The sequence below is a fragment of the Bartonella rattaustraliani AUST/NH4 genome (assembly GCF_000312565.1).
GTDB classification, from domain to species: Bacteria; Pseudomonadota; Alphaproteobacteria; order Rhizobiales; family Rhizobiaceae; genus Bartonella; species Bartonella rattaustraliani.
Window position 1 is genome coordinate 1 of the sequence record NZ_CALW02000064.1, and the last position, 24,189, is coordinate 24,189.

20 protein-coding genes and 3 tRNA genes are annotated in these 24,189 nt (G+C 39.2%); 5 read left to right on the top strand and 18 right to left on the bottom strand.

Translation table 11 applies throughout. The features are described from left to right. Positions 1-177: 177 nt before the first annotated feature. Both BN67_RS09055 and BN67_RS09060 read right to left on the bottom strand, forming a co-directional pair. Positions 178-251: transfer RNA gene (locus tag BN67_RS09055), tRNA-Gly, on the bottom strand. 30 nt (positions 252-281) lie between these two features. After that, positions 282-365 (bottom strand) — tRNA-Tyr (locus BN67_RS09060). 203 nt (positions 366-568) lie between these two features. Here BN67_RS09060 and BN67_RS09065 point away from each other — a divergent pair. Then, on the top strand, positions 569-1,399 hold the full coding sequence (locus BN67_RS09065) for a TrmH family RNA methyltransferase (protein ID WP_019223791.1): 831 nt from the start codon (positions 569-571) through the stop codon (positions 1,397-1,399). On the opposite strand, the gene BN67_RS09070 is transcribed toward BN67_RS09065, so the two are convergent. From BN67_RS09070 to BN67_RS09095, 6 genes are all read right to left on the bottom strand, one after another. After that, a complete protein-coding gene (locus BN67_RS09070; protein ID WP_019223792.1) occupies positions 1,389-2,129 on the bottom strand; it encodes a rhomboid family intramembrane serine protease in 741 nt (246 codons plus the stop codon). The two genes, BN67_RS09065 and BN67_RS09070, sit on opposite strands and share 11 nt — an antisense overlap. A 556-nt stretch (positions 2,130-2,685) precedes the next feature. Then, positions 2,686-3,111, bottom strand: coding sequence for a DUF2155 domain-containing protein (locus BN67_RS09075; RefSeq protein WP_019223793.1), 426 nt, complete (start codon positions 3,109-3,111; stop codon positions 2,686-2,688). An 83-nt stretch (positions 3,112-3,194) separates the two neighbouring features. Next, entirely contained in the window at positions 3,195-3,593 is a 399-nt protein-coding gene (locus tag BN67_RS09080; RefSeq protein ID WP_019223794.1) for an NADH:ubiquinone oxidoreductase subunit NDUFA12, read from the bottom strand. A gap of 182 nt (positions 3,594-3,775) precedes the next feature. Then, the gene (gatB, locus tag BN67_RS09085; RefSeq protein WP_019223795.1) at positions 3,776-5,275 is read right to left on the bottom strand and encodes an Asp-tRNA(Asn)/Glu-tRNA(Gln) amidotransferase subunit GatB; all 1,500 of its coding nucleotides are present in this window, start codon (positions 5,273-5,275) and stop codon (positions 3,776-3,778) included. Positions 5,276-5,399: 124 nt separating this feature from the next. Next, positions 5,400-6,821, bottom strand: a complete 1,422-nt coding sequence (gene tig, locus BN67_RS09090) for a trigger factor (RefSeq protein WP_019223796.1) — start codon at positions 6,819-6,821, stop codon at positions 5,400-5,402. Positions 6,822-6,954: 133 nt separating this feature from the next. Further along, positions 6,955-7,037: transfer RNA gene (locus tag BN67_RS09095), tRNA-Leu, on the bottom strand. 167 nt (positions 7,038-7,204) lie between these two features. Between BN67_RS09095 and trmFO the strand changes: the two genes are divergently transcribed. Further along, the gene (trmFO, locus tag BN67_RS09100; RefSeq protein WP_019223797.1) at positions 7,205-8,605 is read left to right on the top strand and encodes a methylenetetrahydrofolate--tRNA-(uracil(54)-C(5))-methyltransferase (FADH(2)-oxidizing) TrmFO; all 1,401 of its coding nucleotides are present in this window, start codon (positions 7,205-7,207) and stop codon (positions 8,603-8,605) included. A gap of 609 nt (positions 8,606-9,214) precedes the next feature. On the opposite strand, the gene BN67_RS09105 is transcribed toward trmFO, so the two are convergent. The 8 genes from BN67_RS09105 to BN67_RS09145 all read right to left on the bottom strand — a co-directional run bounded on the left by BN67_RS09105 (position 9,215) and on the right by BN67_RS09145 (position 20,336). Further along, on the bottom strand, positions 9,215-9,493 hold the full coding sequence (locus BN67_RS09105; RefSeq protein WP_019223798.1) for an HU family DNA-binding protein: 279 nt from the start codon (positions 9,491-9,493) through the stop codon (positions 9,215-9,217). A gap of 233 nt (positions 9,494-9,726) precedes the next feature. Further along, positions 9,727-12,150, bottom strand: coding sequence for an endopeptidase La (lon, locus tag BN67_RS09110; RefSeq protein ID WP_019223799.1), 2,424 nt, complete (start codon positions 12,148-12,150; stop codon positions 9,727-9,729). 180 nt (positions 12,151-12,330) lie between these two features. Further along, the gene (gene clpX, locus BN67_RS09115) at positions 12,331-13,605 is read right to left on the bottom strand and encodes an ATP-dependent Clp protease ATP-binding subunit ClpX (protein WP_019223800.1); all 1,275 of its coding nucleotides are present in this window, start codon (positions 13,603-13,605) and stop codon (positions 12,331-12,333) included. 181 nt (positions 13,606-13,786) lie between these two features. Continuing rightward, complete coding sequence (gene clpP, locus BN67_RS09120) at positions 13,787-14,416, bottom strand: ATP-dependent Clp endopeptidase proteolytic subunit ClpP (RefSeq protein ID WP_019223801.1); 630 nt, start codon at positions 14,414-14,416, stop codon at positions 13,787-13,789. A gap of 42 nt (positions 14,417-14,458) precedes the next feature. After that, positions 14,459-14,668 carry a hypothetical protein gene (locus BN67_RS15010; protein ID WP_244427053.1) on the bottom strand — a complete coding sequence of 70 codons (210 nt, stop codon included), beginning with the start codon at positions 14,666-14,668 and terminating at the stop codon, positions 14,459-14,461. A 682-nt stretch (positions 14,669-15,350) separates the two neighbouring features. Further along, positions 15,351-16,727, bottom strand: coding sequence for a Trk system potassium transporter TrkA (gene trkA / locus BN67_RS09135; protein WP_019223804.1), 1,377 nt, complete (start codon positions 16,725-16,727; stop codon positions 15,351-15,353). A gap of 3 nt (positions 16,728-16,730) precedes the next feature. After that, a complete protein-coding gene (gene ntrX / locus BN67_RS09140; protein ID WP_019223805.1) occupies positions 16,731-18,086 on the bottom strand; it encodes a nitrogen assimilation response regulator NtrX in 1,356 nt (451 codons plus the stop codon). Positions 18,087-18,095: 9 nt separating this feature from the next. After that, positions 18,096-20,336 carry a sensor histidine kinase NtrY-like gene (locus BN67_RS09145; protein ID WP_026088258.1) on the bottom strand — a complete coding sequence of 747 codons (2,241 nt, stop codon included), beginning with the start codon at positions 20,334-20,336 and terminating at the stop codon, positions 18,096-18,098. Between the two features lie 172 nt (positions 20,337-20,508). Between BN67_RS09145 and rirA the strand changes: the two genes are divergently transcribed. From rirA to BN67_RS09160, 3 genes are read left to right on the top strand one after another with little or no spacing between them, the layout of a single operon-like run. Beyond that, positions 20,509-20,958, top strand: coding sequence for an iron-responsive transcriptional regulator RirA (gene rirA / locus BN67_RS09150; protein WP_019223807.1), 450 nt, complete (start codon positions 20,509-20,511; stop codon positions 20,956-20,958). A gap of 21 nt (positions 20,959-20,979) precedes the next feature. Then, positions 20,980-22,173: a bifunctional 2-C-methyl-D-erythritol 4-phosphate cytidylyltransferase/2-C-methyl-D-erythritol 2,4-cyclodiphosphate synthase gene (locus BN67_RS09155; RefSeq protein WP_192813137.1), complete on the top strand. Its 1,194-nt coding sequence runs from the start codon at positions 20,980-20,982 to the stop codon at positions 22,171-22,173. Then, on the top strand, positions 22,170-22,658 hold the full coding sequence (locus tag BN67_RS09160) for a CinA family protein (protein WP_019223809.1): 489 nt from the start codon (positions 22,170-22,172) through the stop codon (positions 22,656-22,658). Before BN67_RS09155 ends, BN67_RS09160 begins: the two co-directional genes overlap by 4 nt. A gap of 89 nt (positions 22,659-22,747) precedes the next feature. Here the strand turns inward: BN67_RS09160 and BN67_RS09165 are convergent, their stop codons facing one another. Together BN67_RS09165 and lipA are read right to left on the bottom strand one after the other, a co-directional pair. Further along, a complete protein-coding gene (locus BN67_RS09165) occupies positions 22,748-23,209 on the bottom strand; it encodes a type II toxin-antitoxin system RatA family toxin (RefSeq protein ID WP_019223810.1) in 462 nt (153 codons plus the stop codon). Positions 23,210-23,211: 2 nt separating this feature from the next. Continuing rightward, complete coding sequence (gene lipA / locus BN67_RS09170) at positions 23,212-24,174, bottom strand: lipoyl synthase (RefSeq protein WP_019223811.1); 963 nt, start codon at positions 24,172-24,174, stop codon at positions 23,212-23,214. Positions 24,175-24,189 lie beyond the last annotated feature (15 nt).

Below are 24,189 nucleotides of genomic sequence, written 5' to 3' on the forward strand. Positions count from 1 at the left end.
TCAATCTCTTGCTTTGTTTCTCTCTTGTTGCTTAACACCCAAAAAACAGGATCCTGAAACTGAATGAAATCACTGCACCAAATTCAACCACTAGAACTCTTAAACAGAAAATTCCATCCAACTGATGATAAAAACACTCCTCCATCGTGATCTTTTACCCAAGCACTAACAACTCTCTGGAGCGGGTAGCGGGAATCGAACCCGCATATTCAGCTTGGAAGGCTGCTGCTCTACCATTGAGCTATACCCGCACACGACACACGAACTCTCCCTGCGATGAATGGTGGAGGGGGTTGGATTCGAACCAACGTAGCATACGCAACGGATTTACAGTCCGCCCCCTTTAACCACTCGGGCACCCCTCCATTACATCGGCAGAGTTGCGCGATGAGGCATCACTACAGCCAAATCTTGATCCATTCAATTTAATGGCTGCGGGCTGGTTATGGCGATTACTATCGCATCTGTCAACAGAATAAATATAATTCTGTACAAATTTCCCGCTAATAATTTTAAACCACAACTTTTTTCTATCTATTTGTGCCATTAACACGCTATAAAAAAAGCTATGAAAGATAAAACATCACAAAATGCTCATTATGCCCGTTTGCGTCGACAATATCGTGATGCAAAAGGCTTCCCTTCTCGATCTGCAACATACTTCAAAAAGGAAGCCGCACCCTTGCAAAAGGGAACAATCCGCCTTTATGGTATCCATTCGGTTTATGCCGCTCTAAAAAACCCAAAAAGAATTTTTAGAGAACTCCATGTTACACAAAATGCCTTGAAACGGTTAAATATCTCCGAATCAGATTTGCCTTGTCCTGTTACATTATGCTCCCCCAAACAACTCGATGCGCTGGTTGGGAGTGATGCAGTTCACCAAGGCGTTGTTGCCGAGACGGAGCCTCTTCAACCATGCCAATTGTCTGAGCTAACCAGTACCGATCTTGTTATCGTTATGGATCAAATTACTGATCCCCATAATGTTGGTGCTATTATGCGCTCTGCCGTTGCATTTAAAGCCGAAGCACTTATTACCACTTGTCGCCACTCCCCCCAAGAAAGCGGAGTTCTTGCTAAAGCTGCCTCTGGAGCCCTAGAGATGATTAACTATATCACCGTACGAAACCTCGCGGAAGCACTCCAAGAACTGCACCGAATCGGTTTCAGCAGTTTTGGACTCGATTCAGAAGGAGAATATCCTCTAGAAACAGCCTTCACAGGAACAAAAATTGCCCTTATTTTAGGGGCGGAAGGAAAAGGCTTGCGAAAAAAAACACGCGAAACCGTTTGCGCATTAACACGTCTTGATATGCCGGGAAATATTAAATCCTTAAATGTTTCAAATGCAGCAGCAATAGCACTCTATGCGGCTCATAAATATCTTAGATCGTAGTTTTGCATTTTTTCTGCGAAAAATCAAAAAAACCGATGAGAAAAAAGCCTGAAATAAAACCACCAATATGCGCCTCCCACGCAATTGAAACACTCTCTCCTTCAAAGAAAAAAGAGGAAAGACCAATCATAAAATCAATACTTAACCATACACCTATAGAAATAAGTACCTCCTTCGAGTATAGAGCTTTTTTAAGAGGCAATAAAGGGCCTAAAAACTTTTTATTTTGGATGGTAGCACCAAGATCTCTCAAAGAAAAAATGTAACGTATCACAGCACCCATCATGCCCGATATAGCACCCGAGGCCCCAACAAGCGGTACCACACTCTCTTGATGAAAGATAAAATAAGTCAATACAGCAATAATTGCTGTTAATATCCAAAAAATTATAAAACGCAAATCACCCAAATGTCTTGCTAAAATGGACCCGAAAATTAAAAGCCAAACCATGTTAAGAGCTAGATGTTTCAAACTACTATGCATAAATGAATAACTCACAATAGTATGACAGAACTCTAATGGCTTAGCCTTAAAGGCGCCTGGTATAAATGAAAAAAATTCAAGGCTTGCAGTATAGAGCTTATGGGAGAAAAAATACTGCGGAATAAAATAGATAGAAGAACAAAGTGCTATCAAAACAACGATAATAAATGGAACATTTAATAATGGTTCCCTAGATTTCTCTAATAAAAATGAAGTGTTCTTAGATTGGTTATTGGCATTTTTCATTGCATAACATCTCATAGTCTGTATCGAAGTGATACGTTTTTTCACACAAACGATCTATCCGTTTTGATCATGTTTAAACTTCATATCCATTCAGTTCTCGCTCCTACCCCCATATCTCACCGTGAATCCTTGTATTTTGTATAAAATATTTTTAATTTGAAATGTGATTCTCAAAACTTCTGCACGATGAACAATCTAAATGAGAATCATTCAAATACCTGAGACATTGTTGTAAAGAGAATCTGCTGTTTATGCTTCATCTGTTTGACGCATTTTCGATCAAAAAAAACAAAACACTACCCATAAAACAAAATCCCCTCCACTGATTTATGGTGTTTTTATGATACCTTATCGTTTGGCATTCGGTCGTTAAAATTTAAAAACCTATCCTAAACAGAAAATAGAGAACCTGCCTGTAAAATGTGAAAATAAGAACGCCTTCTCTCCCTTTCAGTATTCCAGCACCCTTACTCTCAAAACTGCATTCAGCTGCTAAGAAAGAATGATGAAATGAATAAAACACGCCTTTGAGTCATCTCTCATTTGTGAAAAATGATTATTGAGAAGAAAGCTTTGGAGAACTTTGTTTGCAATCTTTTAACCACACATCATAGATAGGATGCTCTACAGCATTCAAGCCAGGACTATCAGCAAACATCCAGCCTGTAAAAATACGCCGCACTTTTTTATCTAGTGAAATCTCATCAACCTCAACAAAACCTGTCGTCCGCGTTGCCTCATCCTTGGAGCTTGTATAACACGCACGCGGTGTTACCCGCAAAGCACCATATTGGTAAACTTCACCAAGAGGAACCTCAAAACGCGTCGTTCGTCCCGTAATTTTATCAAGTCCGGAAAAAACAGCAATCCCATTACTAACACGTTCAGCATGTACTCCAAAAATTAAGGACAAAACCACGATAATTCCTACACAATAAACATTTAAAAAATGCCTCAACCCTGACAGTAAAACAGCTCTCATCACATTCAATCAATCACATTTAGAAAATTTCATTTATAAATATAATGCAAACAAGAAAAATACATTGCACACATCAAAATATTTTAATTTTTAGGAGACCATGCATCATAGTCTTCATGCCCATAAGAATCTTCACTGTTGTAAGGAATAGCACCCTTTGGACGATAAGCCTGGCTTGTTCCGGTCATATTTGCAACGTGAGGTTTTTCCCATTCATACTGTTGATAATCTTCCTGCGTTGGAGGAATATCACAACGATGATGAATCCAACCATGCCAACCTGGTGGAATAGTAGAAGCTTCAGAATAATCTTTATAAATAACCCAGCGATGCGGGTAACCATCCTTATGAGTACCCCCCTCATAATAAACATTCCCAAACTGATCTTCCCCTACACGCTTCCCCTTACGCCATGTAAAAAAACGTGTGCCTATGGTACTACCATTCCACCATGTAAAGATTCGCTTCAAAAAAACAGGCATCCCTCATCCATTTCTTCATATACCTATGAATAATTACTGGAATAAACTTGTCATAACATTTCAGATTACTATAAATCAAACCCGAACGGTAAAATTAACCACAACTCCATTCGACAAACACAGCCATATTCCTCAATTTTGAGAAATATCATATTTATAAATTTTCCTCTACCCCATAAAACTTAATCTATGCCAAGTTTTCTCTTAATCAATGCATTAACAGTTTGAGGATTTGCTTTACCACCCGTTATTTTCATGACCTGCCCAACAAACCAACCCGCTAAGGCAGGCTTTTGTTTTGCTTGTGCAACCTTATCAGAGTTATTGGCAATAATCTCATCAACAGCGTTCTCAAGAGCCTTTATATCTGTGACCTGCTTCATATTGCGCTCTTCTACAATTTGACGCGGATCCCCACCTTCGTTCCAAACAATTTCAAAAAGATCTTTGGCGATTTTTCCAGAAATAACCCCTTCTTTGATGAGATCAATAATCCCCCCCAATTGATTTGGTGATACTGGCGTTTCTTCAATCTCACGATTATTTTTATTCAAGGCACCCAAAAGATCATTAATCACCCAATTGGCAACTGTTTTGCCATCACGCCCGTGCGCTACTTTTTCAAAATAATCAGCAATGGCTTTTTCCGTTACAAGAATGGAGGCATCATATGCCGTTAATCCCATCTCCTTGATAAAACGAATCTTTATCTCATCAGGCAATTCTGGCAAATCAGCTGCCAAAGCATCAACAAACGCCTGATCAAATTCTAATGGTAAAAGATCAGGGTCAGGAAAATAACGATAGTCATGCGCTTCTTCCTTTGAACGCATAGAGCGCGTTTCACCTTTAACAGCATCAAAAAGCCGCGTTTCTTGATCTATAACACCACCATCTTCCAAAACTGCAATTTGACGACGTGCTTCATACTCAATCGCTTGCCCGATAAAGCGAATAGAATTCACATTTTTTATTTCACAGCGCGTTCCAAAATTTTCACCAGGGCGACGAACTGAGACATTAACATCCGCACGCATAGAACCTTCATCCATATTGCCATCACAAGTCCCTAAATAACGAACAATCGTACGCAATTTGGTCATATAGGCCTTGGCTTCATCTGCTGAGCGCATATCCGGCTTAGAAACAATTTCCATAAGAGCGACACCAGAACGGTTCAGATCTACAAAAGACATGGTTGGATGCTGATCATGCATCGATTTTCCAGCATCTTGTTCAAGGTGTAAACGCTCAATCCCAATTTCAATGTCTTCGAACTGACCATTTGAATCCGGACCAACAGATATGAGAATCTTTCCCTCTCCTACGATAGGATAACGAAATTGAGAAATTTGGTACCCTTGCGGTAAATCTGGATAAAAATAATTTTTACGATCAAAAACAGACTGTAGATTAATACGCGCCTTTAATCCCAAACCTGTTCGAACTGCTTGACGAACACATTCTTGATTAAGAACAGGCAACATACCAGGCATAGCTGCATCAATAAGCGATACATGATTGTTTGGTTCTGCACCAAACTTGGTTGACGCACCTGAAAAAAGCTTCGAATTCGATATGATTTGCGCATGAACCTCCATGCCAATGATAACTTCCCAATCACCTGTAACTCCAGAGATGAAACGCTTAGAATCAGGAGTGCGCGTATCAATGATATCCATTGCTAATCCACTATCAATATTTTTAAATATACCTGATGGCTAATCTAAAACTGCTCTCAGTGCAAGTCTAGAATATAAATCTCACGAAAAAGCCCGAGTTCATCGGGCTTATTTTGTTTTCATATTAATCTTTTTTTGATGTCTTTTTTTTCGTTGGAGCTTTCTCTTTCGCTTTTACTGCAGATTTTGTCTTTTTCGGCTTCTCTTCCGTTAAATCTGCTTCGTCATCTTCCTTCATGAGCTCTTCAACTGTTACCTCTTTATCTGTAACTTTTATTTTTGCTAGCAAATGATCAATGACTTTTTCTTCAAAAATCGGCGCGCGTAGATTTGCCACAGCTTCTGGAGTCTTACGGAAAAACGCCATAATTTCTTTCTCTTGTCCAGGATATTGGCGTACCTGATCAAAAACAGCTGCGTTTATCTCATCCTCACTGACTTGAACACCAACCTTCATTCCAATTTCAGAAAGAACCAAACCAAGACGAACACGACGCTGTGCAAGCGCACGATACTCCTCCCGAGCTTGTTCCTCTATCACACCTTCATCTTCAAAACTGCGCCCCGCTTTTTTCAAGTCATCATTAACCTGAGCCCATATATTGTTAAATTCAATCTCCAAAAGTCCTTCAGGAATTTCAAAATCATAATCAGCATCTAAAGCATCAAGAATTTGACGCTTAACTTTCTGACGTGTCATTGAACCATATTGACTTTCAATTTGTCCACGAACAACTTCACGCAGGCGCTCTAGAGATTCTAAACCAACTTTTTTCGCTGCTTCATCATCAATCTTGAGCTCATCTGGCCTAGAAACAGCTTTAACAGTAATATCAAATTCTGCATTCTTACCTGCCAAATGTGTTGCACTATAATTATCAGGGAATTTAACAGAAATTGTTGTCGTATCACCTGCTTTTACACCAATCAATTGTTCCTCAAAACCAGGAATAAATTGTTTTGATCCCAGAATCAATTGTGCACCGTTATCAGCTCCCCCTTCAAAAGGAACCCCCTCAAGTTTCCCAAGATAATCTATTGTTACACGATCACCTTCCTCAGAAGGACCATCTTTCAGCATATAACTCCGCGTAGAAGAAAGGATACGCTCTACTTGACCATCAATCTCTTGTTCAGGAACGGTCGCAATTTCACGGGTAACCTCAATATGTTCAAAGTCTTTAATTTCAAATTTTGGCAAAACTTCATATTTTAGACTAAAGACAAAATCAGCTTTACCATCCAAAATCTGCTCATCTTCACTGACATCAACTTGCGGCTGCATCGCTGAACGTTCATTACGCTCCGCCAAAACAGAGTTAGGCGTTTCATTGAGAATCTCATTAAGGATTTCCGCCATAAAAGACTTACCATACATCTTTCGCAGGTGTGCAGCCGGTACCTTACCGGGACGAAAACCATTCAGCTTAACCTTACCCTTAGTATCATCCAACCGTTCATTTAACTTTTCTTCTAAATCCTTCGCCGGAACCACGATCTTAATTTCGCGCTTCAGTCCTTCATTAAGCGTCTCGGTAACCTGCATAAACAACCTTCATTTTTCTGAGGAGAGAGTTAAACCCACTCTGATAATCATTACATTTCAACACTTGAGCGTCAAACCACCATAAAGCAGAATTTCAAACACGTAGAAATCTGTAGTGCTCAAGAAATCCCTTTGGTGCGGATGGAGGGACTCGAACCCCCACGGTCTCCCGCCAGAACCTAAATCTGGTGCGTCTACCAATTTCGCCACATCCGCTCAAACTCACAAGCCAGTAACCTTATATAGGCGTCGTTTCTATACCACTAAGTTGAGAAAAAAAGCAAACAAATATATTAAAAAATCTAAAGACACGTTATCTTAGTAAATTATAAAAACAAATTCTGCCCTTTTCATACAAATCAGCTTCCGCTAAAAACCAAATCATGTCTCATACATTTAATACTCCAATTCATATCATCGGCGGTGGTCTTGCAGGCAGTGAAGCAAGTTGGCAAATCGCTCAATCAGGAATCCCTGTCATTTTGCATGAAATGCGGCCTCAAAAAAAATCTGATGCCCACAAAACGAATCAGCTTGCAGAACTGGTTTGTTCAAATTCATTTCGCTGCGATGATTCATCTACAAATGCCGTAGGACTGTTACATGCTGAAATGCGATTAGCAAAATCGCTCATCATGAAGGCTGCAGATGCCAATAAAGTACCAGCAGGAAGCGCTCTTGCCGTTGATCGTGATGGTTTTTCAAAAAACATTACCACAGCACTCGAAAATCATCCTCTTATAACAATAGAACGTGAAGAAATTCAAGAATTTCCTGAAGATTGGCATCATATTATCATTGCCACTGGCCCCCTTACCTCACCAGCACTTGCCCAAGCAATACAAGCAATAACGGGAATAGAATCTCTTTCTTTTTTTGATGCCATCGCACCTATTATTCATACCGATAGTATTGATATGAATATTTGTTGGTATCAATCGCGCTATGATAAAATCGGACCTGAGGGAACAGGAAAGGATTATCTTAATTGTCCCCTTAATAAAGAACAATATGAAGCATTTGTTCAAGCATTAAAAAATGCGGAAAAAATAGAATTCCGCAACTTTGAAAAAACACCTTATTTTGACGGATGCTTACCCATTGAAGTTATGGCTGAACGCGGGTTTGAAACCCTCCGACATGGACCTATGAAGCCTATGGGTTTAACCAATGCCCATAACCCCACCGTTAAAGCCTACGCTGTCGTCCAACTCCGCCAAGATAACAAACTTGGAACTCTTTATAATATGGTCGGATTTCAAACAAAACTAAAATATAGTGAACAGGTGCGTATTTTTAGAATGATTCCTGGTCTTAAAAACGCTGAATTCGCACGCCTTGGTGGACTTCATCGCAACACATATCTTAATTCACCCCTCATCCTTGATGAAACTCTTCGTTTAAAAAACAGGCCAAAATTACGCTTTGCTGGGCAAATTACTGGATGTGAAGGCTATGTAGAATCATCGGCGATAGGGCTTCTTGCAGGGCGATTTGCTGCTGCTGAGTATCATCAGAACACCCCTCACCTCCCACCAAAAACCACAGCCTTTGGTGCTCTTTTAAACCATATTACAGATGGACACATTGTAGCAAAAGAAACAGAAAGACAATCCTTTCAACCTATGAATATCAATTTTGGACTTTTTCCACCTATTGATTCCACTAAAGCCTCAGAAAAACGCTTGCCAAGTAAAGAAAAAAAATTAGCAAAAAAGCAAGATATAACCGCTAGAGCTCTTAATGATTGTATTAAATGGCTAACAAAACAAGGAATAAAATGATTCTAAAACATTCTTCTCGATTTATTATCTCCTAGTTTTATTTTATAAGATAGCCACCCTCTTCCGTTTACAAAACAGATCTCACTCTATCTCTGAAAAATAATTGCAAAACTTGTTTATTACTGATTGTCTTAACCAATAGCAATATAATTTACCATTTGTTATACAACATGAAAGTTTAGGTTTATAAATAACTGTTAAGAATAGCCCCCAAATACAGCCTACTCATCCCTCATTAGAAATAACCACACGCACTGCAGCATTACAAACAATGAAATATATACTAAAATGCCTATATAATACGTCGCTAAATAGCGCTATAACTTCTCCTAAAATGAAAAAGCATAATAGCATAATCAAACTACAATTATTCTTTCAGTAACTTACAGAGCCTTCTACAACGAAGCATTTTATTGAAAATGCTAAAATAAACTCATCTCAATATATAATCTACAGCCCACTTCAAACAACACCAAGAACAACATCCAAAACAAAAGAACGCCATAAGCGCTTGAAACAAACACATATTGCCAACCCCTATATAAAAAACACACAAATGCTTTTTTAAAAAACCCGCTTATAAATGAAGCGGGTTTTTTGCGGCCTCAATTATTTGTTATTAACAGCTTCTTTAAGGGTTTTTCCTGCAGAAAATTTAGGCACAGAACGCGCTGGAATGTTAATTTCAGCACCAGTTGAAGGATTACGCCCCTTTGTGGCTGCACGATGAGAAACTTCAAAAGAACCAAACCCTGGAAGACGAACATCGCCCCCTGAAACCAAAGCTTCTGTTACAGAAGCCATAAAGGCATCGATAACAGATCCTGCTTGTGCTTTTGAAACACCTGCCTTTTCAGCAACTGAGCTAATCAATTCACTTTTATTCATTAAACATTTCCTTTCCCTAATATTACCAAATAACACAACTTAACCGTGTTATCAGCTAGTTTATTGAAAAGTACAGCAAACAGAAGCCTTATTTTTATCCAAGACATTGCTTTTTTAGCAATAATTACAGTTATTCACGGAATTTTTTACTTTTTTCAAAAGAATAAAAAACAATAACCGTAAAAATGCCTCCTTCTTCCTTTGAAAAGGCTGTGATAAATTAAATGCATGAATCAGTGTGCAATCTGGATTCCTTCACTGTCACTCTCAGTCCTGATAGATACAGGCACCGTAGAAGGCTCTGTCCATTCAATAGGATCAGGAAAACGAACCAAAGCATATTTGAGAACTTCACTCACATGATTAACAGGAATAATCTCCATATTATTTTTGACATCATCAGGAATATCAACCAAATCTTTTGCATTTTCTTCAGGAATAAGGACCTTTTTTATACCCCCTCGCAGAGCTGCAAGTAATTTTTCTTTCAATCCACCAATCGGTAAAACACGCCCACGTAAAGTAATCTCACCAGTCATTGCAACATCTTTATACACAGCTATCCCTGTAAGCACGGAAACAATTGCCGTCACCATTGCAATCCCTGCTGAAGGACCATCTTTGGGTGTAGCGCCCTCTGGAACATGAACATGAATATCGCGTTTATCAAAAAGTGGAGGCTCAATACCAAAATCAACAGAACGAAAACGTACATAAGATGCCGCTGCTGAAATTGATTCTTTCATAATATCACGCAAGTTCCCAGTCACAGTCATTTTACCTTTACCTGCCATCATCACGCCCTCAATGGTCAACAGTTCTCCACCGACCTCTGTCCATGCAAGGCCTGTCACAATACCAACTTGATTTTCTCCTTCAATCTGGTTGTAATGGTAACGTTTAACGCCCAGAAAATCACTTATATTATCTTCAGTAACCTTTATAGATTTTTGCTGTGTTTTAAGAATTTTTGTAACTGATTTACGTGCAATCTTCATCAATTCACGCTCAAGATTACGAACACCTGCTTCACGTGTATAAAACTGGATAATTGCCTTAATAGCATCATCAGAAACACTGAACTCTTTTTTAGACAAACAGTGATCTTTCAGCGCTTTTGGTAAAAGATGCTGTTTAACAATCTCTATTTTTTCATACTCAGTATAGCCGGCAATACGAATAATCTCCATTCGATCCATTAACGGTCCTGGAATATTAAGCGTATTTGCAGTTGTTATAAACATGACATCAGAAAGGTCATATTCAACTTCCAAATAATGATCAATAAATGTACTGTTTTGTTCAGGATCAAGAACTTCTAATAAAGCTGATGAAGGATCTCCACGAAAGTCTTGCCCCATTTTATCAATTTCATCAAGCAAGAAAAGCGGATTAGATTTTTTAGATTTTTTCATAGACTGAATAATTTTTCCAGGCATAGAACCGATATATGTCCGGCGATGCCCACGAATTTCTGCTTCATCCCGCACTCCTCCTAATGAAATACGAACATACTCACGCCCCGTCGCTTTTGCAATAGAACGCGCTAATGATGTTTTCCCTACTCCTGGAGGACCTAGCAAACAAATAATAGGACCCTTTATCTTTGAGGCACGACTTTGCACTGCAAGATATTCAACAATTCGCTCCTTGACTTTTTCAAGGCCAAAATGCTCATTATTCATAACCTTTTCAGCAAAATCTAAATCATTTTTAATCTTAGACTTTTTACCCCAAGGCATTGCCAATAACCAATCAAGATAGTTACGAACAACGGCTGCTTCAGCAGACATCGGAGACATATTTCGTAATTTTTTTAATTCTGCCTCAGCCTTTTCATGCGCTTCTTTCGAAAGCTTTGTTTTCTTGATACGTTCTTCTAATTCAGAGAGCTCATCACGGCTATCATCACCGGCTCCTAACTCTTTCTGAATAGCTTTCATCTGCTCATTGAGATAATATTCCCGTTGGTTCTTTTCCATTTGCCGTTTTACATGTGAACGAATACGCTTTTCAACCTGCAAAACAGAAATTTCTCCTTCCATGAAAGAAAGAACACGTTCAAGACGTTTTTTTACAGGCAACAGCTCTAATATTTCCTGCTTTTCTGAAAGCTTAATCACCAAATGAGAAGCAATTGTATCGGCAAGCTTAGAAGGATTATCAATCTGGCCAATAGCATTGACAATTTCGGGAGAAATCTTTTTGTTCAGTTTTACATAATTTTCAAAATAAGAAATCACAGATCTTGAAAGGGCTTCAATCTCAACATCACTCTCTCTCGGCTCTTCTGTAACAATTGCACAAGCTCGATGATAATCCTCATTCGCAGCAAATTGGCTAATTTTTGCACGCGCAGTTCCTTCCACCAAAACTTTTACCGTTCCATCAGGAAGCTTTAAAAGTTGAAGAATATTAGCAAATGTACCAATGTCGTAAATATCTTCTGATTTTGGATCATCATCAGAAGCATTTTTTTGCGTCACCAACAATATCTGTTTATCAACCGCCATTGTTTTTTCAAGAGCACGGATTGATTTTTCTCTACCCACAAAAAGTGGAACAATCATATGGGGGAAGACAACAATATCACGAAGAGGTAAAACAGCATAAAGCTCCTCTCTTGTCTCATCTATATTTTCATCAATATACTGCATAACTCTCCTTTCTGGAGCCTATGATCTACCCGCTATACAAACCTGCTCGTAGAAAGCCTCTTGCTTTCTACAATACATGAAGTGGTAACTGCAAACACACAAATCAAGCATTATGACTACAATATCCAGAAATATCCATCTTGCAATGATATTTACGACCACTTTTCATATCGCACGATGTCATGCCGATACATTTTCTTTATCTTCTGCCCGTTCTGAATAAATATAAAGAGGGCGTGCTTTCCCATCAACCACATCACTTGAAATGACCACCTTTTCAACACCTTCAAGAGCTGGCAACTCAAACATCGTTTCAAGAAGTATCTTCTCCATAATAGAACGTAAGCCACGCGCACCCGTTTTACGCTCAATTGCCTTTCTAGCAATAACACGTAAAGCATCTTCATGAAATGCTAACTCGACATTTTCCATCTCAAAAAGACGCTGATATTGTTTTACCAACGCATTTTTAGGTTGTGATAAAATTTGAACAAGCGCATTAACATCTAAATCCTCTAAGGTTGCTACAATAGGGAGACGACCAATAAACTCTGGTATCAAGCCAAACTTTATAAGATCTTCAGGCTCTAGATCTCGAAAAATTTCCCCCACACAACGCTCATCAGGAGCTTTAACTGTCGCAGAAAAACCAATAGATGTTTTTTCACCACGTCCTGAAATAATTCGTTCTAAACCAGCAAAAGCACCTCCACAAATAAACAGAATATTTGTTGTATCAACCTGAAGAAACTCTTGTTGTGGATGTTTGCGACCCCCTTGAGGAGGAACAGAAGCAATCGTTCCTTCCATAATTTTTAACAATGCTTGCTGAACACCTTCCCCCGAAACATCTCTTGTAATAGAAGGATTGTCCGCCTTACGAGAAATCTTATCAACCTCATCAATATAAACAATACCACGTTGTGCACGTTCAACATTATAGTCAGCAGCTTGAAGAAGCTTTAGAATAATATTCTCGACATCTTCACCCACATAGCCCGCTTCAGTCAAAGTTGTTGCATCTGCCATCGTAAAAGGGACATCAATAATACGCGCCAAAGTTTGTGCAAGATAAGTTTTACCACACCCTGTTGGACCAACAAGAAGAATATTTGATTTTGCCAACTCAATATCATTGCTCTTAGACTGATGCGCAAGCCGTTTATAATGATTATGGACAGCCACGGAAAGAACACGCTTTGCATGTTGCTGACCAATGACATAATCATCGAGAACTGTTATAATTTCTTGCGGAGTAGGAACACCATCGCGTGTCTTAATTCCAGAAGATTTATTTTCTTCACGAATAATATCCATGCAAAGCTCTACACATTCATCACAAATGAATACGGTGGGACCTGCGATGAGTTTACGCACCTCATGCTGACTTTTGCCGCAGAACGAGCAATAGAGAGTATTTTTTGCTTCGCTCCCGCTATTGCCAATTTTGCTCATTTCTCTTTCCTTTCACAGCAGTATATGAATACTTCATCTTTTTCAAAGGAAGTGTTTCATAACGAAATTATAAGACATCTAAAACATGCATGTCTCACTCTATTTTAAGTATTTTTCTTATTTTTGCGATAGTTTTTACAAAACTCTTAACTGAGGGTAGCTACTTTTTCTATAACAATTCTTAATCTTTTTCCTCTTCAGTTTCTGCGCGATATTGTATCACGTCATCAACTAAACCAAATTGTTTTGCCTCTTCTGCTGTCATAAAATGATCACGATCAAGAGTTTTTTCAATCACCTCATAATCCTGACCTGTATGTTGCACATAAATTTCATTTAAACGCCGTTTCATCTTTATAATATCTTGCGCATGCCGCTCAATATCTGAAGCCTGACCTTGAAAACCACCAGATGGTTGATGCACCATGATGCGTGCATTAGGCAATGTAAAACGGTGACCTTTTGCTCCAGCTGTTAAAAGCAACGACCCCATAGAAGCTGCCTGTCCCATGCAAAGCGTGGAAACAGGAGGGCGGATAAACTGCATCGTATCATAAATTGCCATCCCAGATGTCACAACACCGCCTGGAGAATTAATATAAAGGCTAATTTCTTTCTTAGGATTTTCAGCCTCCAAAAAAAGCAATTGTGCACAAACAAGCATTGCCATACCATCCTCAACGGGACCATTAATAAAAATAATCCGCTCTTTTAAAAGACGAGAAAAAATATCATAGGCCCGCTCGCCGCGATTAGTCTGCTCAATCACCATAGGAACAAGACTTAATGCTGTTTTCATTGGATCACTCATGTTTTATACTTTCCATTCATATAAGAAACGCTCTTTATGCATTCAATGTTTTCCTCCACAGTTTAATATTCTCCTCTTACGTAAGTCATACCAATGCTCTTTAAGCGAAATTAAAATCTCACTGGTTAAAATAGCAATAATAACCGCATCTGAAAAAATCATCTGCACCAAAAATGCAAGATATTGCCCAATGGTAAAAGCTTCTTGAAGCTTTTGAATAATTATTCCCTTTCTATGAAAGTGAAATCCCATTAGACTCATATCTATAAGCAGTTCAACGCCAAAGATCTCGATCAAAAATACATTCAGTTTTTCACCCCATCCAAATAATAAAAGTTTCTTTTTCCTTTACTTTATGAAGATAATATACTGTTTGATTTATCGAACAACCCCATCATTTCCAAATTTCCCAGTAGAGTGGCATCTTCTTCTGCTTTAACCAGAATGATTTCCAACAAGGTAATCTAAATTCAACTTTATGAAAAACCATTTCTGTTTCTGCAAAATAGTCATCAAACACCTTTATAATAGGATTGTTGAATGGAAAATAAAATGCACAAATGTTTAACTCTTACAGCATTTTCTCTTGCACACCAAACCTTATTGGCGCTGGATGAAATTGTTCATTAAATAAATCTGTATCTCACCAAACAGTTTGCTGATATCTCATCAGCATAACACAAAAAAATCTAAAAACTGAACACTTGTACCCTCCCCACCTATCATCAAACAAATGAAGATCACGGCAAGAACTGAACGTGATAGAATTGATTCGGACTCACACAATTCAACAACATCAAGGTGATTATCTATTTTTATCATAACTAAAAAATCTAACGCATTGTCCAGCTTTAACCATTGAAAACAAACAAAGCTTATCCCCCAATCCTCATTGTCTTCACATCAAAAAGTGTAAACACTCGTGAAAAGTGTATCAAAAATATTCTAAACTGACACGAAATAATTGTTCAACATCACGAACTTTATCAGCAAAAGCAAAGATGACTACTCTATCTCCCGACAAAATACGTGTATCCGCCGAAAGCTGCATGATCGTCTTATTGCGATAAATTGCACCAATTCTTAAACCATCTGATAAGTTCAATTCAGATAAGGCTTGACCAACCAATGAGGATGTTTGCATTACTTCCGCTTCAATAATTTCTGCTCGACCATTAAAAACCGAATGAACCGCACGAATACGCCCACGTCGCATTTGTTGCAAAATTTTTGAGATAGTAACACTATGTGGATTAAGATAGGCGTCTACACCAACTGCACGACTAAATTCTTGATAAGCAACATTATTGATCAAAACCATATTGGCTTTGCATCCCAATCTTTTAGCGATAATGGCACTCAAAAGATTAACTTGGTCTTGATTAGTTAATGTAATCATTAAATCAGCTTGATTAATTCCAGCATCTTGAAGTATGACTGGGTCTAACACGTTACCATATAAAACCGTTGTTTTTTCGAGTTGATCGGCAATTGTGAGTGCCCTCTCCCTGTGTGATTCTATAATCTTCAACTTTAATTTATGAAGGCGCTTTTCAATCGCCTGAGCAACATAGAGACCAATGTGGCCACCGCCTGCAATAATCATGCGATGCGCATCTTGTTCCTTATGGCCAAAAAGTCCAACTGCACGACGCATCTGATCACGCGCAACAACAAGATAGGTCACATCACCAACACGCAATTGCGTTTCTGAATGCGCTATTAATAGTTCTGAGCCCCGTTTAATAGCGGTGACTGTTGTTCTAAGATCTGGAAAAAGCTCTGTTAACTGACGCAAAGGTGTATTAATCACCGGGCAATCTTCCATACACTCCAGAGCTAATGCAACAATATCATCATTACAAAAATAAAGGACATCTATTGCACCAGGGAAAGCCATACGACGTAAAACCATTTCCCCAACTTCAATTTCTGGCGAAATAACCACGTCAATGGGAATATTTTCTCTAGAAAAAAGCGTTTTATAGCGTGGCTCTAAATAGGACTGTGAGCGAATACGGGCTATTTTCGTGGGAACATTGAACAATGAGTGTGCAACCTGACACGTAACCATATTGACTTCATCAAAGAGAGTGACGGCAATCAACATATCGGCTTTGTCTGCATCAGCTGCCAAAAGGACCTCAGGTCGTGATCCGTGACCAACAAAACCTCTCACATCTAACGTATCACGAATTTTTTCAATCAATCTTGTCTCAATATCAATAACAGTGACATCGTGATTTTCAGCAGAAAGACGCTCCGCTATCCCATAACCGACCTGCCCTGCTCCGCATATAATAACACGCATAATCTATGAAACTCCAAGTGCTTTAAGCTTACGGTGCAAAGCAGAACGCTCCATACCTATAAATTCAGCTGTACGCGATATATTTCCACCCAAGCGCCCAATTTGCGCTTCTAAATATCTCTTTTCAAACAATTCCCGTGCTTCACGCAATGGTAAGTCTATGATGCTCTCATCTGTATTCATTTGAAAGCTTGGTAAAAAATCACTTACTTCATTGGGAAGAAATTCTGCTGTTATTGGATCATCGCCATCACGTGCAAGGATGAGAAGACGCTCAATATTGTTGCGTAGCTGGCGCACATTACCCGGCCAATTATGTGCTTGCAAAATAGTGATCACATCATCACCAATTTCACGTGGCTTAATACCCACCTGCTGCGATATTGTTTTAACAAAATAGCGTACAAGCTCTGGGATATCTTCACGACGCGCGGAAAGTGACGGCACCGTTATGGGAACAACGGAAAGACGGTGGAAAAGGTCTTCCCTAAAACGTCCATCAGAAATGAGATTTTCAAGATTTTGTGCCGTGGAAGAAATGATACGAACATCCACCTTAACACGTCTTGTACCACCAACCCTCTCAAATGTTTGTCCCGTCAATACCCGAAGAATCTTACCTTGAGTCTCAAGAGGCATATCAGCAATTTCATCAAGATATAATATTCCACCATGCGCTTCTTCTAATGCTCCAATTTTGCGCTCACCACTTTCCGTTTCGCTGCCAAACAATTCTATCTCCATTCTTTCTGGAGTAATCGTTGCAGCATTTATGGTAACGAATGGCCCATTCGAACGTATTGAAAGCGCGTGAATGGAACGTGCAACCATCTCTTTTCCCGCTCCTGAGGGACCCGTAATCATGATACGGCTATTGGTTGGCGCGACTTTTTCTATGATTTGACGCAAGTTTTTGATAGCCGTTGATGTTCCAAGCAATTCCAATGTCTCATTAGAGCGTTTGCGTAATTCTAAAATCTCACGTTTTAAATTTGAATTTTCAAGAGTTCGCTCTGCTACCAATACAAGCCGATCAACTTTAAAAGGTTTCTCGATGAAATCATACGCTCCTCGTTTTATAGCTGAAACAGCCGTTTCGATATTACCATGACCAGAAATCATCACCACTGGAAGAGCAGGATATCGCATTTTAATTTCATCAAGCAGCGCTAACCCATCTAGACGACTTCCTTGCAACCAAATATCCAAAAAAATGAGCTTTGGAACACGCTCACTAATTTGCGCTAATGCTTCATCAGAATTACACGCAACACGTGTTTCATAACCTTCATCATCTAAAATACCAGCAACAAGCTCACGAATATCTGCTTCATCATCAACGATTAAGATATCTGCCATCCTATTCCCCTATCTTATGATTTGTGGAACACTGCCCTGCTTAATCCCATTCGCCGGAAATATCAAACGGATCATCGCTCCACGACCTTCATAAAAATTTTTTGGTGCATCATGCAATTCCATATAACCACCATGATCTTCGATAACTTTACGCACAATAGCTAATCCAAGTCCTGTTCCTTTTTCTCGCGTTGTTATATAAGGTTCCAATAGCTTTTGTCTTTGCTCCTTGGGAAGCCCTTTACCATTATCAATAACATCCACAACCACACATCCTTTCTGACGATAAGAACGGACCAGAATGTGACCGCGAATCCCTTCCTCTCTTAGGATTGAGTCTATAGACTCGCTTGCATTTTTGATAACATTACAAAAAGCTTGAACAATGAGACGATTATCAAATGCACCTATAAGCGGTATATTTCCTAAATCTTGTTCAAAATCAATATCATGCCGCGTAACCTCTATCAAAAAACACGCTTCACGCAGTAATCCGCGTATATCTAAAATATTCATTTGTGGTTTGGGCATACGAGCAAAAGAAGAAAACTCATCAACCATACGTCCAATATCCCCAACCTGTCGAATAATCGTCTCAATACACCGCTCAAAAACCTCTCGATCCTGTGTAATAACTTTGTTGTAGCGCTTACGAATACGTTCAGCCGATAACTGAATGGGTGTCAACGGATTTTTGATTTCATGTGCAATACGGCGTGCAATATCCGCCCACGCTGATGTTCGTTGCGCCTCAACAAGATCTGTAATATCATCAATTGTGAGAACCCAAGACTGTCCTCGCCCGTCATCTTCTTCTATCGTCACTTGCACATTACAAACACGCTCTTGCCCCGCAACACTCAAAGTCACCTGTTCACGGTGATTCTTACGGTCTAGTGAGCGCGCAAATTGAAAAACTTGCCAAATTTCAGCGCTAAGCGATAAAAGACTTTGTCCAATCACCTGTTCAGAACGAATATCAAACATTGTTTCCATAGACCGATTGATAATGGTAATATCAGCATTATCATCAATGCCAGCCACCCCCGCTGTTACACCAGATAAAACAGCTTCAGAAAAACGCCGCCTCTCATCAATTTGATCACGAACGGCAATTAATTCATTGCGCCGACTTTTCAGTTCACTGACCATATAATTAAAAGTTTTTGACAACTGTCCAATATCTCCATCCTTTGCGCGGACAGGAACAAAAACTTCCATATTCCCAGAAGCCACATCATCAGCCGCACTAATGAGACGACGAATAGGGCGTACCAAGCGATCAGCAACTGCAATACCAGCCCAAATAGCGGACAAGAATAAACTAAAAAAAAGGCACAGATAAAGCATGCCAAATGCAATTTGTGTTAATAGACGATTTTCATTGAGGGAACGATAACGATCTGTATTGACTTCCGTCAAACGCAAAGCGGATAAAACTTCTTTATCAACATCACGCACCAAATACAAAAATGTATTCGGAATATTGGTAAATTTTAAAACAATACCAAAGTAATCATGAATCCCCGGTTGAAAAGAAAAAGGACTCACACTTGTTGCACGTTTAATAAGATTGGGGGGTGGGATAGGCAGTCTATCTTCATCACCAAGATCGCTCGATATAAAAATCGTTCCGCTAGAACTTAATAAAAATGCACCACGCAAATTTCGCCCTATAGCGTGACGCGTTAATTGCATCCTATATTCTGCTGGACTGCGTTCTAAAAGCTTTTTGTTATCAAGTGCAAACGCCATAGCGTAGGATAAATTTTTCAAATTTTGAAGCATTTCATCGGCATAAGCATTCGCTAAATCAATAGAAGAGCCAACAATTTGCCGTGTTGTTGTATCAAACCACCGATCAAGCCCTAAATTCAATGCCGGACCAGAAACAAGAGCGACTGCAACAGCCGGCATTGTTGCAACAAGTGCAAATAACGAAATAAGGCGTACATGAAGACGAGAACCTGCACGCCTTGAGTGCCAAGCACGAATGATGGGGATCATCTCATAAAAAACAATGATCACAAGCCCTAAAACCCAAAAACTATTAACCCCTATAAGAGTGAGGGTTACAGCTCTACTGGGAACAACAAAAGTTAATCCGATAAGAATAATAAACGAAACCGCCGCCGTTAGCAAAGCCAACACAATAATTGTGATGCCTAATACTTTGCTTAAACGATACAACTCATCGTTACTTGTCTCTCGATCTATATCTTGGAGATTCATTATAGATGTTGTATTCATGATTAGCTCATATTACCCTATCCCATCGTTCCCGTATAACCTTTTGTAACAAAAATTAACAATAGTACCAGTATATTTAAAATATAGCTAATCACAGCAATAAAGGACTTCTAAACTTTCCAGAATATCTTTAAAATAGTACGCATTTAGTGATAATTTACGGAGGAGATTAATGCGGTTAACCAAACAAACAAATTATGCTCTTCGAATGCTCATGTATTGTGCAGATAATCAGGGATCTCTCAGTCGCGTTCCAGAAATTGCTAAAGCGTATGCCGTTTCCGAACTTTTTTTATTTAAAATCCTTCAACCCCTTGTTGAAGCAGGTTTTATACAAACCGTACGTGGACGTAATGGCGGTGTAAAATTGGCTAAACCCGCCGCAGAAATTTCTGTGGCTGATGTTGTAAAAGTAACAGAAGATAACTTTTACATGGCAGAATGTTTTGATACTGTTGTAGAGGTTCATTGTCCATTGATTGATTTTTGTAGCTTAAACACTGCACTTCAAAAAGCATTAAATGCTTTTTTTGATGTGTTATCAACGGTATCTCTAGCTGATCTACAAAAACAAACCATGCAAAAACGTTTTAAAATCAATGATCATAGAACAATAAACTAAAATAATAACGGGAGATTAAATATTTCTATTGCAGCAATAATATTAGCCGCTGGTCGCGGTGAAAGAGCAGGATCTCCACAAAAAATTCCAAAACAATACCAGCTTCTAGGAAATGAGCCGGTTATTCGTCATAGCGTGCGGTGCTTCTTACAGCACCCTGCCATTAAAACTCTTATTCTCGTTATTCATCCAGAAGACCATAAAGTCTGCGAACAAGCTATCGCCGATTTTAAAGAGCACCTCACCATCATTGAAGGAGGCCATACACGTCAAATATCGACCTTACATGGGCTCTACGCACTTAAAAACTTTCAGCCCCAATATGTGCATATTCATGATGGAGCACGCCCCTTTATCGAACCACAACTTCTCGAAAAAATTCATGCCACCGTTAATCATCAAGAAGGTGTGCTCCCTGTTCTCGCCATTTCTGATACCCTTAAACGTGTAAATGACGCACACCACGTTTTAGAAACAGTTCCACGTACCCATCTTTATAGTGCACAAACGCCACAGTGTTTTCCTTTTGAAAGCATCCTAAACGCCCATGAAAAAGCAAAACAGACTTGTACACAAGAATTTACAGATGATTCTTCCATTGCTGAATGGTTTGGCATTCCCATGCGTACTATCCCCGGAGATCCCAACAATATAAAAATTACGTGGCATGAAGATTTTGATACCGCAAATTTATATCTCAAGAAAAAAATGCAAATATTTCCCGATATCCGTACTGGCAATGGTTATGATGTTCATTCTTTCGAAGAAGGAGCGTTCCTTACATTATGTGGCATAGAAATTCCTTTTCATAAAAAATTAAAGGGACATTCTGATGCTGATGTTGCTCTTCATGCATTAACAGATGCCCTTCTCGCCACGCAAGGAGCAGGAGATATCGGCACATATTTTCCACCTTCTGATCCTCAATGGAAAAATGCATCTTCGAAAATTTTTCTTCGTCATGCTCTTAATCTTGTTAAACAAGCAGGTGGTCGTATCACAAATATTGACATCACACTCATCGCCGAAGAACCTAAAATTGGCCCCTATCGTCATACAATGGTCAAAAATCTTATGGAGATTTTCAAAGTTTCACCTGATCGCATCTCCATAAAAGCAACAACAAATGAAAAACTTGGATTTATTGGTCGTGGAGAAGGCATTGCAGCTTTTGCAACGGCGAGTGTCCTTTATCCAGGAGAAGTTCCTCAATGACATATTTTTGTGAAAAACAAGCACGTGAAGTTCTTGCTGTTTGTCGACAAAAAGGTTTGCTTTTAACAACTGTTGAATCTTGTACGGGAGGACTTATTGCTGCAAATCTCACTGATATTGCAGGATCTTCAGATGTTTTTGATTGTGGATTTGTTGTTTATTCCAATGAAGCTAAAACACGTCTTGTTGGCGTATGTGCTCAACTGATAAAAAACTACGGTGCCGTTTCAAAAGAAGTTGCCCTTGCAATGGCTGAGGGTGGATTAAAATATTCACAAGCTGGAATTGCCGTTTCTGTAACAGGAATTGCTGGACCAGGAGGTGCAAGTCTTGATAAACCCGTAGGACTTGTGCATTGTGCAGTTGCTTACAAAAATCATAAAACCTCACACACAGAAATGCGCTTTGACAATCTTGATCGCAAGGACATTCGCTATGCAACCGTAGAGAACGCTTTGAGAATGGTTTTGAAATCTCTCCAATGAATTCCCCCTCGTCCCATTTTTAAATTTTGCGTTATCACAACCACAGAGAACATACGATACGAATCATACAATAAAATCAACTGAATAGATTATGTTACCGAAGAACCATAAATCTGACGCGCACGCCTTTCAAAAGCATCCGTAAATTTACGAAAAGCAATATCAAACATTGATCCCATCATTAATCCGAGCATTTTGCTTTTAAATTCGTAATCAATAAAAAACTCTACATTACAGGCATTAAGATTTTCAATATCATGAAATACCCAGCAATTTTCAAGATATCGAAATGGACCATCAATATATTTAACCTCGATTAGATTTTTTTTTGGCTGGAGAAAAACTTGAGTCGTAAAAGTTTCTCGAATAACCTTATAGCCAACGGTCATATCAGCAAGAAGCAATATTTTCTCCTCACATTCTTTGCGAGAGCGCACTTTTAAAGATTCACACATCGGTAAAAACTCAGGATAACGTTCAATATCTGCAACAAGATCAAACATTTCACAAGCGCTGTGGGCAACCTGCCGATGTGTTGTAAAAGTCGGCATAACTATCTCTGTAAAGCAAATTTTTCATCACGTGCTTTTTGCAAGATTACAAAATCGTCTCCGGCATGGTGAGAGGAACGTGTTAGAGGATTGGACGCCATATGCAAGAAACCCTTTACTTTACCAATCTTAGCAAAAGATTCAAATTCTTCAGGAGTTACAAAACGAATAACGGGATGATGTTTTCGTGTAGGCTGCAGATACTGCCCAATTGTCATAAAGTCAACATCTGCAGAGCGTAAATCATCCATCAATTGAAGAACTTCATTTCGTTTTTCCCCAAGACCAACCATAATTCCTGATTTTGTGAAGATTGTCGGGTCAAGTTCTTTAACACGTTGTAATAGGCGAATCGAATGAAAGTAACGTGCCCCTGGACGAACTTTTAAATATTTAGAAGGAACTGTCTCTAAATTATGATTAAAAACATCAGGCTTGGCATCAACAACAATTTCTAAAGCACCATCCTTATGACGAAAGTCAGGTGTAAGAACTTCAACTGTTGTCTTAGAAGACTTTCGACGAATAGCGCGAATGACTTTTGCAAAATGCTCTGCACCGCCATCAGCGAGATCATCACGATCAACAGAGGTAATCACAACATGTTTGAGTTCCATTTGTGTAACAGCATCAGCCACACGTTCGGGCTCATGCTCATCAACGGGTAGTGGAATACCGGTTGCAACATTGCAAAAAGCACAAGCTCTTGTACAAATTTCCCCTAAAATCATAAAGCTGGCATGCCGCTGGCTCCAACATTCACCAACATTGGGGCACCCTGCTTCTTCACATACGGTGACTAATTTATGCGCACGTACAATACCATATGTTTCCTTATACGTCTTTGATGTTGGTGCTCTTACACGAATCCAATCCGGTTTTTTTTGAACATTCGTATCGGGACGATGTGCCTTTTCAGGATGGCGCAAACGTCTATTCGTAACTCTATCAACAACCGTAACCATTTAAACCTCTGCCTT

Excerpts from the sequence above, each read along its gene's own strand:
- clpX (WP_019223800.1), bottom strand. The coding sequence starts at position 13,605 with ATGAGCAAAATTGGCAATAGCGGGAGCGAAGCAAAAAATACTCTCTAT.
- rirA (WP_019223807.1), top strand. The coding sequence starts at position 20,509 with ATGCGGTTAACCAAACAAACAAATTATGCTCTTCGAATGCTCATGTAT.
- BN67_RS09160 (WP_019223809.1), top strand. The coding sequence starts at position 22,170 with ATGACATATTTTTGTGAAAAACAAGCACGTGAAGTTCTTGCTGTTTGT.
- lipA (WP_019223811.1), bottom strand. The coding sequence starts at position 24,174 with ATGGTTACGGTTGTTGATAGAGTTACGAATAGACGTTTGCGCCATCCT.
- trmFO (WP_019223797.1), top strand. The coding sequence starts at position 7,205 with ATGTCTCATACATTTAATACTCCAATTCATATCATCGGCGGTGGTCTT.
- BN67_RS09145 (WP_026088258.1), bottom strand. The coding sequence starts at position 20,336 with ATGAATACAACATCTATAATGAATCTCCAAGATATAGATCGAGAGACA.
- lon (WP_019223799.1), bottom strand. The coding sequence starts at position 12,150 with ATGCAGTATATTGATGAAAATATAGATGAGACAAGAGAGGAGCTTTAT.
- BN67_RS09165 (WP_019223810.1), bottom strand. The coding sequence starts at position 23,209 with ATGCCGACTTTTACAACACATCGGCAGGTTGCCCACAGCGCTTGTGAA.
- BN67_RS15010 (WP_244427053.1), bottom strand. The coding sequence starts at position 14,668 with ATGGGATTTCACTTTCATAGAAAGGGAATAATTATTCAAAAGCTTCAA.
- BN67_RS09075 (WP_019223793.1), bottom strand. The coding sequence starts at position 3,111 with ATGAGAGCTGTTTTACTGTCAGGGTTGAGGCATTTTTTAAATGTTTAT.
- BN67_RS09080 (WP_019223794.1), bottom strand. The coding sequence starts at position 3,593 with ATGCCTGTTTTTTTGAAGCGAATCTTTACATGGTGGAATGGTAGTACC.
- BN67_RS09065 (WP_019223791.1), top strand. The coding sequence starts at position 569 with ATGAAAGATAAAACATCACAAAATGCTCATTATGCCCGTTTGCGTCGA.
- BN67_RS09070 (WP_019223792.1), bottom strand. The coding sequence starts at position 2,129 with ATGAAAAATGCCAATAACCAATCTAAGAACACTTCATTTTTATTAGAG.
- gatB (WP_019223795.1), bottom strand. The coding sequence starts at position 5,275 with ATGGATATCATTGATACGCGCACTCCTGATTCTAAGCGTTTCATCTCT.
- tig (WP_019223796.1), bottom strand. The coding sequence starts at position 6,821 with ATGCAGGTTACCGAGACGCTTAATGAAGGACTGAAGCGCGAAATTAAG.
- trkA (WP_019223804.1), bottom strand. The coding sequence starts at position 16,727 with ATGCGTGTTATTATATGCGGAGCAGGGCAGGTCGGTTATGGGATAGCG.
- ntrX (WP_019223805.1), bottom strand. The coding sequence starts at position 18,086 with ATGGCAGATATCTTAATCGTTGATGATGAAGCAGATATTCGTGAGCTT.
- BN67_RS09105 (WP_019223798.1), bottom strand. The coding sequence starts at position 9,493 with ATGAATAAAAGTGAATTGATTAGCTCAGTTGCTGAAAAGGCAGGTGTT.
- clpP (WP_019223801.1), bottom strand. The coding sequence starts at position 14,416 with ATGAGTGATCCAATGAAAACAGCATTAAGTCTTGTTCCTATGGTGATT.